General features: G+C 65.6%; 16 protein-coding genes. 1 reads left to right on the top strand and 15 read right to left on the bottom strand.

Translation table 11 applies throughout. The features are described 5' to 3' along the window. Positions 1 to 595: 595 nt before the first annotated feature. From HKW67_RS14580 to HKW67_RS14510, 15 genes are all read right to left on the bottom strand, one after another. Positions 596 to 811: a hypothetical protein gene (locus HKW67_RS14580; protein ID WP_171226079.1), complete on the bottom strand. Its 216-nt coding sequence runs from the start codon at positions 809 to 811 to the stop codon at positions 596 to 598. Then, positions 808 to 1,914 (bottom strand): SPFH domain-containing protein, encoded by a 1,107-nt coding sequence (locus tag HKW67_RS14575; RefSeq protein ID WP_171226078.1) that lies wholly within the window; start codon positions 1,912 to 1,914, stop codon positions 808 to 810. Before HKW67_RS14575 ends, HKW67_RS14580 begins: the two co-directional genes overlap by 4 nt. A gap of 6 nt (positions 1,915 to 1,920) precedes the next feature. Continuing rightward, entirely contained in the window at positions 1,921 to 3,000 is a 1,080-nt protein-coding gene (locus tag HKW67_RS14570) for a PD40 domain-containing protein (RefSeq protein WP_171226077.1), read from the bottom strand. 93 nt (positions 3,001 to 3,093) lie between these two features. After that, positions 3,094 to 4,704, bottom strand: a complete 1,611-nt coding sequence (locus tag HKW67_RS14565) for a S41 family peptidase (protein ID WP_171226076.1) — start codon at positions 4,702 to 4,704, stop codon at positions 3,094 to 3,096. Positions 4,705 to 4,787: 83 nt separating this feature from the next. Beyond that, positions 4,788 to 5,645 carry a replication initiator protein A gene (locus HKW67_RS14560; RefSeq protein WP_171226075.1) on the bottom strand — a complete coding sequence of 286 codons (858 nt, stop codon included), beginning with the start codon at positions 5,643 to 5,645 and terminating at the stop codon, positions 4,788 to 4,790. Positions 5,646 to 5,685: 40 nt separating this feature from the next. Next, positions 5,686 to 6,420: an SDR family NAD(P)-dependent oxidoreductase gene (locus HKW67_RS14555; RefSeq protein WP_171226074.1), complete on the bottom strand. Its 735-nt coding sequence runs from the start codon at positions 6,418 to 6,420 to the stop codon at positions 5,686 to 5,688. A gap of 229 nt (positions 6,421 to 6,649) precedes the next feature. Next, positions 6,650 to 7,750 carry a pyridoxal-phosphate-dependent aminotransferase family protein gene (locus HKW67_RS14550; RefSeq protein WP_171226073.1) on the bottom strand — a complete coding sequence of 367 codons (1,101 nt, stop codon included), beginning with the start codon at positions 7,748 to 7,750 and terminating at the stop codon, positions 6,650 to 6,652. 6 nt (positions 7,751 to 7,756) lie between these two features. Continuing rightward, positions 7,757 to 8,452: an HAD-IB family phosphatase gene (locus HKW67_RS14545; RefSeq protein WP_171226072.1), complete on the bottom strand. Its 696-nt coding sequence runs from the start codon at positions 8,450 to 8,452 to the stop codon at positions 7,757 to 7,759. Continuing rightward, a complete protein-coding gene (locus HKW67_RS14540) occupies positions 8,449 to 9,840 on the bottom strand; it encodes an FAD-binding oxidoreductase (protein ID WP_171226071.1) in 1,392 nt (463 codons plus the stop codon). The genes HKW67_RS14545 and HKW67_RS14540 overlap by 4 nt, the downstream gene beginning before the upstream one ends. A gap of 12 nt (positions 9,841 to 9,852) precedes the next feature. After that, positions 9,853 to 11,460 (bottom strand): phosphoglycerate dehydrogenase, encoded by a 1,608-nt coding sequence (serA, locus tag HKW67_RS14535; protein WP_171226070.1) that lies wholly within the window; start codon positions 11,458 to 11,460, stop codon positions 9,853 to 9,855. A gap of 116 nt (positions 11,461 to 11,576) precedes the next feature. Next, positions 11,577 to 12,017: a MerR family transcriptional regulator gene (locus HKW67_RS14530; protein ID WP_171226069.1), complete on the bottom strand. Its 441-nt coding sequence runs from the start codon at positions 12,015 to 12,017 to the stop codon at positions 11,577 to 11,579. 310 nt (positions 12,018 to 12,327) lie between these two features. Then, the gene (locus HKW67_RS14525; RefSeq protein ID WP_171226068.1) at positions 12,328 to 12,741 is read right to left on the bottom strand and encodes a response regulator; all 414 of its coding nucleotides are present in this window, start codon (positions 12,739 to 12,741) and stop codon (positions 12,328 to 12,330) included. A gap of 165 nt (positions 12,742 to 12,906) precedes the next feature. Next, a complete protein-coding gene (locus HKW67_RS14520) occupies positions 12,907 to 14,223 on the bottom strand; it encodes a sigma-54-dependent transcriptional regulator (protein ID WP_171226067.1) in 1,317 nt (438 codons plus the stop codon). Then, entirely contained in the window at positions 14,220 to 15,734 is a 1,515-nt protein-coding gene (locus HKW67_RS14515) for an ATP-binding protein (RefSeq protein WP_230981182.1), read from the bottom strand. Before HKW67_RS14515 ends, HKW67_RS14520 begins: the two co-directional genes overlap by 4 nt. After that, entirely contained in the window at positions 15,734 to 16,108 is a 375-nt protein-coding gene (locus HKW67_RS14510; RefSeq protein ID WP_171226065.1) for a histone, read from the bottom strand. The genes HKW67_RS14515 and HKW67_RS14510 overlap by 1 nt, the downstream gene beginning before the upstream one ends. 7 nt (positions 16,109 to 16,115) lie before the next feature. On the opposite strand from HKW67_RS14510, the gene HKW67_RS14505 reads away from it, so the two are divergent. Next, complete coding sequence (locus tag HKW67_RS14505) at positions 16,116 to 16,709, top strand: hypothetical protein (protein ID WP_171226064.1); 594 nt, start codon at positions 16,116 to 16,118, stop codon at positions 16,707 to 16,709. Positions 16,710 to 16,714: the final 5 nt, after the last annotated feature.

Below are 16,714 nucleotides of genomic sequence, written 5' to 3'. Positions count from 1 at the left end.
GCTAGGCGCGCAGGCGGCTTTGCCACCGGCTCCGGACGGGTTGTGGTGGGATCCAGAGAAGGGTGCGGTCGTACGCCTCGGCGCCTGCTCTCCCGGCGTGGGGGGCGCACAAGGACCGTGGTGCGGGTACCTCGCCGGCATACCAAAGGGAGGGCCGCACGATGGCACCACGCCGCGCTGCGGTGCCCGCCTGTTCCACAACTTTGTCTGGGACGCGCGCCAGCAACGATGGGCGGGACGGCTCAGTCCACCGGATGCCGGGCGTACGATATCCGCGACTGCGCGCGTGACGCGCGATAGTCTTCACTTCACGGCACACGTGCTGTTTGTAAGCCGCACACTGCTGTTCGTGCGATACCCTGAGACCGCGGTAACGGGGTGCGAGACTGGCGAGCCTCACCCCTACCGCAACTTACCGGAGTCCGCGCCCGCTCCGCCACAGCCAGCAACGGTTTGGTCTTCGATGGCGGCTCGATGATGCAGAGCCGCGTGCGAAGCGAACGCCGGGAAGCCTAGCCTCGCGATTGTCGCGGGCAGCTCAGCGTCTCGTCACGCGATCAGGTCGTACTCGACGAATGGTGGAGGATCGCGGCTCTCACGCGGCGTAGATCACGTCGCCGTCGCCGTCGATGCCAAGCTCTTGGTGCACTCCACACACGCCGCAAATCAACGATGCATGCCACTCTTCGCCGAACTCCTCGCGTAACGACTGCATTGCCGAACGGACGGTGATCTTGCGGTACGTGTACTCCTTGCAGCCAATACACGCGTGCGCGCGCGCAATGCGTTCCGCGCGTTCCTGCGAAATCACGTCGTGCCGCCCGTTGTGCCGCCTGTCGAGCCGCCGTCGGTCAACGACTTCGGCACGTCAGGAAAGCCGAGCCCAGTAGAGGCGGCACTGCGCGTGCCCGCCGCGCGCGGGACGTCGCCGGAGCTGTCGTTGTTGCGCGTCGTGGCATTGAGCAGTTCACGCAATCCGCCGAGCGCGCCCATGACACCGCTCGCTTCGGCGGGCAGAAAGATCGTGGAGCCTTTGCCCTGCGTAAGCAGCGGCAAGGCTTCGAGATACTTGAGCCCCAGCATGTACATGGCCGCCTGACCTTCCGGTAGCGCCGATGAAATGCGCGCAATTGCCTCCGCCTCGGCGTTCGCGACGGCGAGGCGTGCTTCGGCCACACCCTGCGCGCGCAGCACGCTGGCATCGCGCTCACCCTCGGCTTTGCGTACCTGCGATTCACGCTGGCCTTCCGACTCGAGAATCGCCGCGCGCTTTCCCGCTTCGGCATTCGTGACGGCCGCCCGACGCTCACGCTCGGCGCGCATCTGCAACTCCATGCTCTGCTGAATGTCGCGCGGCGGTTCGATGCTCTGCAGTTCGACACGCGTGACGTCGACGCCCCAGCCGATCGACGCCTCTTCGATAACTTCGCGCATGCGCGTGTTGATGATGTCACGGCTGCCGAGCGTCTGATCGAGCTCCATCTCACCGACGATGTTGCGCAATGTGGTGCGCGTGAGCGTCTCGAGCGCGTACGGTAAATTCTGGATCGAGTACGTGGCCTTCTGCGGATCGGCTACGCGATAGTACATCACGGCGTCGATGTCGATGGTCACGTTGTCCTTCGTGATCACCGGCTGACTCGGGAAGTTGAGTACCTGTTCGCGTAAATCGATGCGCGTGGTCGCACCCTGGATCACGCGGCGCACTCCACCGACATCGGTCTCGATGAAGCGCACATCGATCGAGCGCGGACGCTCGATGAACGGGATCAACAGATTGAGGCCCGACCGCGCGATGCGATCGAAGCGGCCGAGTCGCTCGACCACCATCACTTCTGCCTGTCCAATAATCTTGACTGACGCGATCAGGATAGTCGCGATCAGAACGAATACGACGATGAGGACAGGAGCCATGGGCGGTTAATTCTTCCAGTCGGCGAGGAACAGGTTCGTTTCGCCCGGCTTCGCATCGTGTCGATTCGATGCCCAGATCAGCGACTTGCCGTCGGGGCTGAACATCGGGAAGCCGTCGAAATCTTCGTGCGTGGTGAGACGCTCGAGACCCGTACCATCAACGTTAACCAGAAACAGATCGAAGTTGCGGCTGCGCGGGTTGCGGTGATTCGACGAGAAGATGATGCGCTTGCCGTCGGGCGTCCACGACGGACCGAAGTTCGCACCGCCGAGCTTGGTGATCTGCTTCTGGTCGGAGCCGTCGGCGTTCATCACGAAGAGTTCCATGCGGTTCGGGCGGATCATGCGCTTGCCGAGCAGATCCTGATACGCCTTGAGCTCGGCCGCGTCGGTGTAATGCCAGGCGCGGTACACGATCTTCTTGCCATCGGGCGACCACCACGGACCGCCGTCATACCCAGGCGTCGTGGTCAGCCGCTTCACGTTGGTGCCGTCCACATTCATCGTGTAGATGTCGAGGTCGCCGTCCTTGAGCGACGTGAACACGATGGACTTCCCGTCAGGTGAGAGCACCCCCTCGGCGGTATACACGCCGTAGTTGGTGAGGCGCTTGAGATCTTTGCCATCGCGTCCGACGGTGTAGATGTCGAACGGATCGATGCCCCACACGTAGCCCTGCGACGGATCGGGCTTCACCGGGCACGTGCTATCGGCGGCATGCGTGGAGGCGAAGAATAGGCGCTGACTGCCCGGAAGAAACCAGCCGCAGGTGGTCTTGCCACCGACCGACACCTTGGTGAGTCCGGAGCCGTCGCGACGCATCACGTACTGCTGATCGCAGGTGCGTCCGTCGCGCGTGGACTGGAAGGTGATCCACTGGCCGTCGGCGCTGAAATACGCCTCGGCATTCTCGCCGCCGTTCGTGAGCTGGCGGATGTTCGAGATGTGGGATTCGCCGCTGTCGGGGGCGATGACGTCACCCATCGGCGCTGCGGTGGCGGTCGCGCTGGAGCGGGTCGACGAGGTGCAGGCCGCCGCAAGGCTGGCGACCGCAACGAGGATCGGGAGGGGGGTAAAAATACGCATGGGCTGAACCGTAGAGTGGTTCAGCCCATGCGGCAATTCAGTAGAGATACGTACAGTTACGAAGGACCGGCCAGGAGCGGCGTTCGTTCCTGATTAGTTGCCGCTGCGGCGGGCTACACCGGCCTTGGTGACGGTCGGCGCCGTGCCAGCAGCCGTGAAGACGTCTTTCTGAACCGCGGCCTTCTTGAGTAGGTCGATCGCGGCCCGGAGCTGGTTGTCGTCCTTCAGGCTGCGACGACGGACCAGCGTGTCGCCGAAGGCGATCTTGGCGACGCGGTCTTCGATGGCGCGGTCGATGTCCGGCGCGCCGCCATCCCACACCGCCTTGTCGATCTTGACGGTGTCGGCGGTGAGCTTCTGGTACAGCTCCTCGCGCCACGCCGGGTTCACCGCGAAGTCTGGCTTCACCTTGCCCTTCTGGCCTTCGGCAATGACCGCGATGTGGTTGAAGTACTTCTGGAAGCTCGGGGCGATCGCGCGACGGAACGCCTGCTCGGCGCTGGACAGCGTGTCCGGGGCGACGATCACGTCGGGCGTGATGGCACCGCCGCCGTACAGCGTGCGGCCGCTGGCCGACTTGTACATAGGACGCGCCTTGCGCACGGAATCGGTCTCCATCGAGTCGGGGAGCACTTCGACGAACTGACCTTCCGCGTTCATCTTGCGCTCCTTCTGAATGGAGCGACCCGACGGCGTATACCACTTGCCGGTCGTGATCTTGAGGGCGTAGCCGCCATCGAGATTGTAGACCGACTGCACGAGACCCTTCCCGAACGATGTGGTGCCGAGCACCAGCGCGCGGTCGTAGTCCTGCAGGGCGCCGGCGACAATTTCGGACGCCGAGGCCGAGCCACCGTCGACCAGCACGACGAGCGGAACCTCAGGAGCGAGGGGGTCACGCTCGGCGACGAACTTCTGGAAATCGCCACGGCCGCGCACCGACAACAGTTCCTTGCCCTTGGGCAGGAACAGGTTCGACATGGCGAAGGCCTCGTCGAGAATGCCGCCCGGGTTGCCGCGCAGGTCGATGACGATGCCCTTGGCGCCCTTCTTCTTGAGGTCCATCACCGAGTTGGCGATGTCTTCGGTGGTCTGCTCGGAGAAGCGCGTGAGCGGGACGTAGCCGGTGCGATCGTCGATCATCATGGCATACGGCACGGCCGGCACGTGAATCTCGGCGCGCTTGAAGCCGATCTTGATGGGCTGCGTGACACCAATGCGGCCGAAGGTCACGTTGACCGGCGAGCCGATGGGGCCGAGCAGCTTGTTCTGGACCTGCTGCGTATTGAAGCCACGCGCGTTGGTCGTATCGATGATCATGATCTTGTCGCCTTCCTGCACACCACCGCCCTCGGCGGGAGAGTTCGGGAAGACCTTATTCACAGTCACGTAATCACCGACCTTCGAGATCTCCATGCCGATGCCGGCGTAGCGACCATTGGTATTCCGCGAAAACTCTTCGAGCTGTTTGGGCGTGAAGAGCTCGGTGTATGGGTCGTTGAGTTCCTTCACCAAGCCGCGCGCGGCCTTCTCATAGAGCTGCTGCGCGTCGAGCGTGTCCACGTAACGCAGGGCGACGAACGTCAGCACCTGGTCGAGGAGCTGAGCTCCGCCGCGCGTGGACCGCGCCTGCAGGGCAAAGCCCCCGGCGAGCACGGGGAGGAGAATCAGACTGGCCAGGGCGGCCTTACGGGTGCGTGTCATGCGGCTGCTCTCAAAGGAGGGACCGGGAAGAACTCTCTAGAATACGTACGCCTGCCGACAGCCGCTGTTCCGGGACGCGGCGGTCAGGCCTCTTCGCGGGGACGGGAGCCGAGGACGTAGTCCACACTCCAGACCCGATCGTACTGCCGAACGGCGATATCCCTCACCAATCCGGCGCTCAACAGCATTTCATGCGCTGGTTGTAGGACGCGCTGGAGGTGGGAAGGGTACCGCTGGGTGAGCGGGAGCTGCTCGGCCAGCCGTTCCAGAGGCACGCGCCAAGAGAGGCGACCGTCGGAGCGGGCGACTTCGAGAATACGGTACAGTCGCCGGGCGACGGGCGAAGAGAGGGCGTGGTACCGAGCCGCCGACAGCGTGATGGTGTGGCGGGCCGCCAGATTCGCGCGCACGGTAGCCGACAGGGTGACGCGGGCATCTCCCGGTTCGCCGGCGGCGAGATTGCCGAACAGATGCAGCTGCTCGCGATCGGCGACCCGTCGGCGCTGCACCGACACGGTGCTCAGTACGGTGAAGCTGATGTCCTCGTGACCCGACTGCGCCGACCAGTACGCGCCGACCGATTCGAGGGTGGTCCGTTCGAGGCGCGACAGCGCGGCGCGCAGCTGCTCGTAGGTGCGGCCGTCGGCGCGCCGGCCCATCGAGCGCAGAAACGCGTGCAGCGTAAAGGTGACGCCTCCGTCGGCGGGCGAGCCGGCCTCGTTGTAGCGGTGCAGCAGCTCGACGTACACGTCCTGATCGAACGTGCCGGGCAGGCGATCGCCGGGAGCGGGGATGACACGCCACCGCCCACCGTTCTCGGTCGAGAACGACACGGGTGTATCGTCGGCGGAATCGCTCAGGCGAAAGAGCGGGAGTTCCTCGAGGGAACGATCGAGGATCACCCCGCGCACGGCCGGGCGCCTGCGTGCAGCGAGTGTCATCGAAGGAGTAAGCTGTCCGCTCGACGGTACGGGCGCCAGTCTAGGCGAGGGTTATGACCTGTCCGGAGACGTTCCGTGCCAGCGCACTGGCCAGAAAGGCGATGACATCGGCGACTGACTCGCGCTCGACATACTCCGTCTTGTCGCCCATATCGGCGAGGTTCGCGGCGGTGCGGACCGCGGTGGGCGCGACGGCGTTCGCCCGCACTCCGTACGGCTTCTCCTCGGCGGCCACGGCCCGCATGAGGGTGAGCACGCCACTCTTCGCGGCGGCGTAGGCGGCCATGCCCTTCGGCGAACCGCCGGGAAGCGCGGCGACCGAGCCGAAGTACACGAAGCTTCCCTTCGCCGCGCGCACCGCGGGAAGGAACGCACGCGTGGCACCGAACGCGGTTTCGAGATTGATCATGAACTGCTTGCTCCACGCGGCCGGGTCGGCATCACTGATCGGGCCGGTAATGCCAAACCCGCCCGCCGCACAGATCACGGCGTGCACCTGACCGCCGAACTGTGCTTGGGTTTGTTGGACCACTTGGTCGGCGGCGGCCTTCGCGGCATCGGCATCGGCGAGGTTGGCCACATGCGCCGTAGCGGCGAATCCCTGCGCGATGAGCCACGCGGCGCGCGCTTCGACTTCGGCGGGTTGTACGTCGAGCAACGCCAACGTCGCGCCGCGCTGCGCAAAGGCGAGCGCGACGGCTTCGCCCACCTGCCCGGCACGACCGACACCGGTGATCACGATGAGCTTGCCGCTGAAGTCAAGTGGGTCGGTCATTGGGCGTCTCGTGTTGTGCGGGAGGGCGTCGGAACGGCAGAAACCACAATGCAAAAATCGCACTGCAAATAAACAAACTGCAACAGCCGGAACACGGATGGCACTGACGTCACAGACAACAACACCGATAAGCAAGACGCGCCTTTTATCTTATCGGTGTTGTTGTCTGTGCAGTCCGTGATCTCCGTGTTCCGGCAGTTGCAGTTGCTGTTGCAATTACCGACGCGATCTACTTCGCCAGCAACTCGCGAATGGTATCGGCGGTGGCGTCGAGGCAGAGCGCGAGGCGATCCGGCGTGTGGTCACCCATGTGGCCGATGCGGAACGTGCTGCTCTTGAGTTTGCCGTAGCCGCCGCCGATCACGAAGCCGCGCCTCGCGACGCCCTTCACGATGTCATCGCCTTTCAATGTCGCGGGCAACGCGATCGCCGTAACGGTGCCGCTGCGCGCGTGGTCAGGCGCGTACACGCAGAACGGTTCGCCGGTCTCTTCGCGCAGCGATCGCACCCAGGCGTGTGTCATCTCCGCCATCGTGGTGTGTCGGGCCCAGCGCGCTTCGATGGTTTCGCGGGCGATGTGCTCACCTTGCACCGCAGTGGCGTACAGCAGCGAAATAGCCGGAGTGCTCGGCGTCTGGTTCTTGTGGACGAACTCTTCGAACTCCACCATGTCGAAGTAGAGGCCGCGCGCCGTAGCCTGACTGGCTTGATCGATGTAACGCTGCGACGCGACACCGAAGGCAAGACCAGGCGGCAAGGCGAGTGCTTTCTGCGAGCCGGTGAGGACGAAGTCGAGGTCCCAGGCGTCGGTTTCGACCGGCACGCCACCCACGCCGGTGACCGAGTCGACGAGCACCGCCGTGTCGTACTGGTGCGCGAGAGCGGCGAGCTCCGGCAATGACGTGAGCGTTCCCGTACTCGTTTCCGAGTGCACCACGGTGATGGCGGCGTAGCGACGCTCGCGGAGCGCGCTTTCGACGACATCCAGCGGAACCGCCTGGTGCCAGTCGCCGCCGACCACACGCGTTTCGCGGCCGCAGGCGAGCGCGATGTTGGCGAAGCGCTCACTGAAGGCACCGTTCACCATGCACAGAATCGGGCCAGGTGCGGCGCAGCGAATCGCCGCCTCCATCAGTCCGGTGGCGGACGAACTCGAGACATATACCGGACGCGTGGTTCGGAAAACCGGACGCAACCCATCCTGAATGCGCGCGAACAGCGCCTCGAATATTGCGCCACGATGCGGCAGCATCGGCGCCAGCATCGCCTCGAGCACGTCGCGCCGAACCTCGGTGGGGCCGGGAAGGAAGAACGTACCGAAGTCGGACATGGCGCTTTATCTCGAGGAGACTGGATGAAAGAGCAAGGGGTACAAGGCAGCGAAGCTGTCGGCTTCGGCGTCGGCGACGGCCACCACATTCTCGCGGCGTGCGACGCCGGTGTACGCGATGAATTCGGTCACGACCCCGCGTACGGCGGCATCGGTCGAGCCGTCGCCGATCATGACGGTCGGCGTGGCCAGGGCGAGTCGCTGCACCATGAGGGGCTTGCCACGCTGTGTGGACAGTGGCTGGTCACCATCGAGCAAGCTCATGGTGCCGTCGGTGTCGCGCGCGAGCGAGACCGCGTGCACGCGGTCGGTGGGCACGCCCAACTGCAACGCAATAGGCACGATGGCGATGCGCAGTCCGCCGCTCAGCAAGTGGACCTGCGTGCCGGCGCGCTGTAGCAGCGTGACGAGCTCCTGCGCGCCGGGCTGCAACGACTCGCGATACGCCTCGGCCAGCGAGATCAACTCGCCGGCCGTGGGACGGATGCGCTGCAATCGTCGCGTGTACACCGCTTCAATCGGCATCACACCGGCCATGGCCTGCGCCGTGAGCGTTTCACTTTCGCGGGCAATCTCCGGGTCGCGTCGCGCGGCCAGCCAGTCGATGCCTTCGATTGCACACACCGTGGAATCGACGTCGAAGATCACCGTCTTGAAGCGCGGACGTCGAAGGTCGACCGCCGCCGTTGTCGTCGCATTCACAGTACGTTGCCTTGCGCCAGCAGGCCGAGGGGATCGAACTCACGCTTGATCGCGTGCATCACGCGAAGCTGCGCGGGGCTGGCCTGCATCGGCAGCCACCGGCGCTTGAGTTTGCCGATACCATGCTCGGCCGCAACCGTACCGCCCATCGCGATCACTTCGCGCAAGGTAGCCTCGACCACGCGTTCAATGCGATGCAACTCCTCGGCATCCTGCGCGATGAAGTTCTGATGCGGATGGCCGTTTCCCGCGTGTCCGTACGCGATGCCTGATGTCACACCGGCGTCGGCGGCGAAGCGCCGCGCGATGTGCAGTGCCTCGGCCAGCCGGGGATACGGCACGGCCCAGTCGGTGCTGACCTTGCGGCCGCCGAACGGCCTCCGCGCCGCCCCACGCTCATTCATCGTGGCCGGGACGGCGTGGCGCAGATGTCGCGCCTCGCGCAGCGCGGTGACCGAATCGTATACGCGAATGTCGGCGCTGAGCGCGGCGTGCGCGTCGGCCAGTTCGAGCCACGCCTCGAGTGGCAGGTCATCGTCGGGGCGCGATTCGTCGGCGCCGGTTTCCTCGACATACACCACGGCGGTCGCGCTCGTGGCCCATCCCGTGCTGCCCTCGGCGGCGCGCGCGATGTCCATGGCGCCCTGATCGAAGAACTCGAGACAGCGCGGATGCACCGCGGCGGAACGCCGCGCCGACACCACGAACGCCAGCGCATCATCCTCGCGCTCGAATGGCACCATCAGGCCGAGCACCTGCGGAGGCAGCGCATGGAGCGCGAGTTCGGCTTCGACTACAACGCCGAGCGTGCCTTCACTGCCCACGAACCAATCGACGGGATCGTGCGCGATCGGATAGCCCACGGTGTTCTTCTCGAGCTGCGGTCGGCGCAGGTCGAGTCGCTCACCGCTGGCGAGCAGCACGGTGATCGCCCGCACGTGCGGACGCGTCGCGCCATAGCGAAGCGAGCGGGCGCCCGACGCGTTGCAGGCGATGGCGCCACCGATGGTGGACTCTTCTTCGCTGGTGGGATCAGGCGTGAACAGCAGGCCGGCCGCTTCCGCGGCCCGGCGTACATCCGCCACAATCGCGCCGGGCCCCACACGAATGCTGCGCGTATCCGTGTCGACTTCGCCAATCGTACCCAGCCCGCGCAACGACAACAGGAGCCCGTGATCGGTGATGGACGCGCCGGTCGTACTCGACTGCCATCCCGCCGGCGTCACGGCCGTGCGTGCCGAGGTCGCGTCGCGCAGCAGCTCCGCGACTTCCTCGATGCTCGTGGGACGTGCCACGGCATCGGGCGTCATCTCGAGGCCGGACGCATCACGCGCGAACGCCCGACGGATGTCGATATCGACGGTCGTCACGTCGCTGCTGATAGTCATCAGGGCGCCCGCCTACTCGGCGCCGAAGTGCGCGACACTCGCCGTGAGCACGTCGGGCAGTTCCAGTAGCGCCTTGCGGGTTTCTTCGCTGACGGCGCCGTCCACCGAAATCGCTGCCAGTGCGTCGCCGCCCTGGGCCAACCGGGCTTGATGATACTCGGCGATGTTGACCTTGCGTTCACCCAAGAGCGTGCCGACGCGACCGATGACGCCGGGCACATCGTGATTGGTGAGAATAAGCAGCGTCTGTCGCGGATTCACATCGACATGAAACTGCCCGATGCGCGTGAGCCGCGGCTTGCTGTCTTCGGGCGCCACGCCAGCGACGGCCAGCTGTTGCATGCCGCCGGCCAGCGCGATTTCGATGGCGCGCGGGTGTCCGAGCTCGTTGGACTCACCGACCGACAGTTCGAGGCCGCGCGCTTCGGCGAGACTGCGAGCGTTGATGAGGTTGAGGCGATCGGTTTCGATCACGCCTTCAAGGACACCGGCCGCGGCGGCGGCCAGCAGCGGCCCGGCGCCGTGCGCGAGATCGGGGCCGATGCGTAGCGCGAGCCGACGCACGGCGCGCATGCCCTGATCGGCCAGCACGGCACGGGCGACCGCCGCCGCGCGACGTGCCACCAGCATAGCAGGCTGCAGGTCTCCCCACTCACCCGACCCGCCGGCCACGTTGATCGACTTCGAGAGATCGTTGTGCAGCAGCGCATCGCGGACCGCGAGACAGACATCGCGCGAGACGTTGCGCTGCGCCTCGACTGTATTGGCGCCGAGGTGCGGCGTGAGCAGCAGGTTCGGTGCGGTGCGCAGCGGCGAATCGGCGACGAGCGGCTCGGCGGTGAACACGTCGAGTACGGCGCCGCGTAGCTGATCGGCTTCGAGCGCTGCCAGCAGTGCCGCTTCGTCGACGATGCCGCCGCGCGCCATGTTCACGACGATCGAACGGGCTGGCAGGCGACCCAGCTCCCGCTTGCCGATCATGCCGCGCGTTTCGTCGTTGAGCGGCACGTGCATGGTGAGGATGTTGCTCTCGGCGATCAGCGCATCGAGTGACGCCGCACGACGCACGCGGAGCGCGGTGAACCGTTCATCGGCGATGTATGGATCGAAGGCCACGACCGTCATGCCGAAGGCGTGCGCGCGCATGGCCACTTCACTCCCGATGCGGCCCAGTCCCACGATGCCGAGCGTCTTTCCCTTGAGCTCGCGGCCCATGAGTTTGGAGCGATCCCACACGCCGTTCTGCATGGAGAGCGCGGCGGCAGGCAGCTGCCGGAGCAGGCCGATCACTGTACCAAAGAACAATTCGGCCACGGCGACCGTGTTTCCGGCTGGCGCGTTGATGATCGCCACGCCGAGCTCGGTGGCGACATCAAGGGCGATGTTGTCGACACCGACACCGGCCCGACCGACGACCCGCAGCTTCTTCGCGGCGCGCAGCAGCTCAGCCGAGATTTTCGTCGCGCTGCGGCCGACGATCGCGTCGTAGTCGCCAATACGCCGTAGCAGTTCATCCTTCGGCAGCGTGGGGACTTCATCTACCAGCAGCTCGGTCTCGGCCGCGAGCAGGGCGAGTCCTTCCGGATCGACATCGTCAGTGACGAGAACGCGATATGCCATGAGTGCACACGAAAGGAGACGCCGCGTCGTGCGATGCCCGGATCAGGCATGACGCGACGCGGAGAAGAGGCAGTGGAATTGTATCCATCGGAGGGATCAACAGCCCGATCGGCAGCTCAGGTCCCGAAGTCGTTCCGGCCAAGCGTGTTGCGAAGCATTTCGCGCAGCGCCACCAGCAGGTCGTCGCGCGCAGCCGGAGAGTCGTCCCGTACATGTAACTCAACGCCGTCGGCGATGGGCACGTGTCGCCAGCTCGCCACGCCATTGTGCTTGGGCGCACTGGTGTCCATTTGCAGCGTCAGCGCAGGCGCAAGCGAAGCCGCGACGCGCCGTTCGAGCGCGTCGCCGGTGACTTCCCGCATTTCCTTCTTGATCGCGTCGAGCGTCTGCCCTTCACGCTGGCGGATCTTGATCGCGAGCAGCTGCAGCAAATGCCGATAGCCGTACGTCGCGGCAGTGCCGGCGCCTTCCGGTCGGTCGAGCAGCCCGTTGGCGACATAGAAGCGCACGGCGCGCGCACTGGGCATGGCCCGCGCTGACGCATTCGTGGGCTTCATGCCGGCAGAATCCACCAGCGTAGCGGCGTGGGCCGCGAGCCCGCGGGCATTCCACGGAGCATTTCGCGCGTGAGCGCGGAGAAGTGGGACGGGAGACTCGGCCATGGGGAGGGCAATATACGCTGGATCGTGGCCGTGTGCTGACCGCAATGGTGTTGCGTGACATTTGTGCTTCGACAACGATCACGCGACTGCGCCGACTCGCCAGGCCGCCCGTGTGACACTCCCCAGTATCACCCACCACCCACCGGGACGACCTGACGATTGTGTCGGCGCAGTCGCGTGACCGTGCCTGAGTTACCGATACGCTCTAGTTGCTGACCGCTGGCGCGAACGCGGAGCGAACGCCGACCGTCGCGGCGTACTGCGCGATCGTGGCGAGGTCGACGGGCTTCTCGAGGAAGTGCAGCGCGCCGAGGCGGAACGACGCCTGCCGATTGGAATCGTCGGGATATGCCGTCAGCACCAACACCATCGCGTCGGGCGAGAGCATCCCCGCGAGCGCCATCACCTGCAGTCCGCCGTCACGCTTACCGCCGAGCCGCAGGTCTGTCACGACGAGGTCGAAGCGCTGCGTGCGCAGCCGCTCGAGGGCCTCGGGGAGCAACTCTGCCGAACTGACCGCATTGCCTTCCACCTCGAACAGTTCGACGAGGACGTCGCGGATTGACTGTTCGTCTTCAACGATGAGGACGGTCTTGCTGACATCTGGCGACTTGATCATGCCACCCCTCAAAGCGAGAAGCGGGCCGCTTTTTACGATTTATGACAAGGCATTGCTGAGTAGGCTGTTAGCCTGCTGACTGGTCACAAGCCTGCTCGCCGCGCTGTCGGAAATCCGGTCGAACCGCACACGGTACCGTCCGAAGTTCGGGCAACCGAAGTTCGGTCAACCGAAGTCGGCTGGGTAGCGCTTGAGCTTTTCGAGGAGGGTGGAGCGGGCGATGCCCAGCAGGCGAGCGGCATGGGTCCGGTTGCCGCCACTCGCCACGAGTGCTTCACGGATGACTTCACGTTCGGCTTGTTCGAGCGTGCGCGGTTCGTTCGGTGTCGTGCCCACCGCGGCTCGAGGCGCTTCGGGTACGGCCAATCCGAGGTGTGCGGGCTCGATCGGCCGTCCTTCGGCCAGAATAGCGGCGCGCCAGATGGTGTTCTTGAGCTCGCGGATATTTCCGGGCCACCGATAGCCAGCCAGCGCGTCCTCTGCTTCGTTCGTTAGCGAACTGCCCTTCGGCAACATCGACATGGCCATCGTCAGGATCTCGTCCTGACGTTCGCGCAGCGGCGGCAGGGTGATGGTCAACACCTGCAACCGGTAGTACAAATCGGCCCGAAATCGCTTTTCGGCCACCGCGTCGGCCAGCGACTGATGGGTGGCGACGACGACCCTGGACGACGACCGCAGCATCGTGGTGCCACCCAGGCGCCGGAAGGTGCGTTCCTCCAGCACCTTGAGAAGCCGAGGCTGAACCTCTGTGCTCAATTCGGCGATCTCATCAAGAAATACCGTGCCTTCGCCGGCCACTTCGAGTAGGCCATGCTTGGCCTGTCGCGCATCGGTAAAGGCTCCCCGTTCGTGCCCGAACAATTCACTTTCGAAAAACGTGGCCGAAAGGGACGCGCAGTTGATTTCGACGAACGGCGAAAGGTTTCGTACCGAACGGTCGTGAATCTGGCGTGCGATGTACCCTTTCCCGGTACCCGTTTCGCCTTGCAGGAGAATGGGGGCGTCGGGATTCCGGGCGGCAAGATCGATGAGATCGGACACCGTGGGGGCCATAGCCGGCGGGGTCGCGTTGGAGCGCCCCTGCGCGCGAAGCACGGCGACCTCCTGGCGAAGCCGCCCGCGCTCGGCGGCGCGGGTCACGGCGGAGGCCAGCAGTTCGAGATCGACCGGCTTCTCCAGCAGATCCGCCGCGCCGTGCTTCATCGCGGCGACGGCGGTTCTCACGTCGGCATACCCGGTGAGCACGATGACCGCGAGATCGGGATCGTCGGCCCTGAGCGCCTCCAACGCACGGACGCCGTCGGCGTCGGGGAGGCGCAGGTCGAGCAGCACCACGTCAGGGGCGTGCTCGGCGGCCAGTTGCCGGCCTTCGGTGGCGGTAGAGGCTCCACGCGCGGTGAAGCCGAAGGTCTCGAAGAACTCGACCAACGTCGAGCGAACCGTCTCGTCGTCGTCGATGACGAGCAGCGACAGCGTCACGTGGCCGCCGTGGGGGGAAGCGTGAGTGTGAGCGTGGTACCGGCTTCGGGGGCGCTATCGATGCTGATCGTGCCGCCGTGCTCGTCCATGATGCGCTGGCAGAGGGCCAGTCCGATGCCGGTGCCGCCGGCTTTCGTGGAATAGAAAAACTCGAACACATGCGGCAGGACGTCGGGTGGGATGGCCGGACCGCCGTTGGCTAGGCGGCAGCGCCATCCACCGACCGGCGATACTTGCGAGATGAGCGCGAGTTCCGACCCCTCGGGAGCGGCGTCACAGGCGTTGACGAGGATATTGCGGCAGACCTGTCCCAGCTGCTCGACGTCGATCAGGCTGCGCACGGTGTGCTCCGGACGCACCCGGCGGATCGAGAGCTGCCGAGCCTCGAGGCGGGCGCGTTCACCGTCGAGAATGTCGTCCCAGACCGCTTCGGGGTCGGCGGGCACGAGATGCGCCGCGTTGGGACGGCCGAACTCGAGCAGCGACGTCACCATCCGGTTCAGTCGTTCGACCTCGCGCAGAATGCGTCCGACGTTCTTCTCGACGACGGGGTCTTCTTTGGCGCGAAACTGAAGCAACTGGGCGGCTGAGGAGATGCCGAACAGCGGATTGCGGAGTTCATGGGCGACGCCCGCCGCAACCTCCCCGATTGCTTCAAGTCGACGCTTCGACTCCACGCGTCGCACCAGCCAGGCGCGCTCGATGGCGACGGCTGTTTGCGCCGCGATCACGGCCAGCACGCGTTCGGCCTCTTCGAGCGCCTGCTCGGACTCGATCGGCTCGGCGTAGAGGGTGATGGCGCCGAGTACACCCTCGGCGGTGATCAGCGGGGCGGTGATCTCGAGACCCACGTTGGTGGACTGTCGGGCCACCTCGCCGGTGGCGAGCGCGTCGAGCCAGGTGCGGAGCAGCCGGACTTCGAGCTCCGCGCTGGAGTGTGCGTCGTATCCTTGCCGGTGGGTGATACGGAATTCGGCGGTGTCGTCGTCAGCGAGGGCAATGACGAAACCGGTGGAGGGGACGGCGCGAAGGAGCTGGTGTGCGACCTCTTCGTAGACGCGATCGAGGGAGATCGCCTCAGCGAGGGCAATACCGGTGTTGATCAGCGCTTCACGCGAGCGGTGGCTCGGCGTGATGTCCACCGTGGAGAAGACGAAGCCGGAGACCTGCTGGCCGTCGTCGATGGCGGTGACCTGCATGAGGAACACGCGTTCCTCGTTGGGCGAACTGCAGGGGAACTCCCATCGCACGACCGGAACGCGCCGATCGCGTAGGAGCGCCATGGCGCGTTCGATCTGCTCGCGCGAGGGGTCGTCGGACACGCTGTCGAACACCGAACGCCCGAGCACCGCCGCTTCCGTGGCGATGCCGGGCGCTCCGTTGTCTGTGGCGAACTTGGACCATGCGCTGTTGGCCGCCGTGATGCGTCCGTCGAGATCGACGGACCACACGGTGAGCGGCAGCGCGTCGAGCAGCCGCCGCACGAACGGCGGCTGCTCGTCGGGCGGCATCACCGGCGCTTCGCGCCCTTCTTGGCGGGCTTGGCGGCTTTCTTGACGGCTTTCGCGGGTGCTTTCTTGGCCGCCTTCTTCGGAGCTGCCTTGACCGGCGCTTTCTTGACCGACTTGGCCGGCGCCTTCTTTGCCGGTGCCTGCTTGACGGCCTTCGCGGGCGCCTTCTTGGCCGGCGCCTTCTTGACTGGTGCCTTCTTCGCTACGGCCTTCTTGGCGGCCTTGGCGGGCGCCTTCTTGGCCGGTGCCTTCGCTGCGGGCGCCTTCTTGGCCGGCGCCTTCACCGCGACCTTCTTGACCGGGGCTTTCTCGACCTTCTTGGCCGGAGCCGGCGGAGCCGGTTTGGCCGCTGGGGCTTCGGCTTTCGGCGCCACCGGCGTCTTGGGGGCCTTCGGGGCGGCTGGCGCCTTCGGGGCCTTGGGGGCCCTTCACGGGCGCAGGAGCCGGGGCTTCGGCGACGGGTTCGGCCTCGTCATCGTCAAGCTCCTCGATGTCGTCGATCTCCTCGATGATCACCGGTGCTTCGACCTTCGGCTCCGCCTTCGGTGCCTTCGGCTTCGGGGCCGGCTTCGGCGCACCCGGGTTCTTGGGCGGACGACCAGGGCCACGACGCACAGGGCGACTGAAGATGTCGTCTTCGTCGTCCTCGTCTTCGATCAGCTCGTCCTCGAAGCTGTCGCCCTCGTCTTCGTCATCGTCGTCCTCCTCGTCGTCGTCGGCACTATCCCAGAGGGAATCGCCGCCTTCGGAGGGAAGGCCGTAGCCATCCTCCTCGTCTTCGTCGTACGACGAGCGGCCGTAGCCCACATCATCCATGTCGTCATCCATCAGATGGAGCTTCCCAATCTCGTCGCCACGCGGCATGACGCCTCCTCTCCTCGGAAAAGTTCGAACGCGGTCGTCGTCCGTACCGGTTTGAACACCGGCTGCGGCGACGCGGCTCGTGATACCCAGACTTCGTGTGCTGCTGAATAGCACGA

Source organism: Gemmatimonas groenlandica, assembly GCF_013004105.1.
Taxonomy (GTDB): Bacteria; Gemmatimonadota; Gemmatimonadetes; order Gemmatimonadales; family Gemmatimonadaceae; genus Gemmatimonas; species Gemmatimonas groenlandica.
This window is presented reverse-complemented; position numbering and strand designations above follow the sequence as displayed.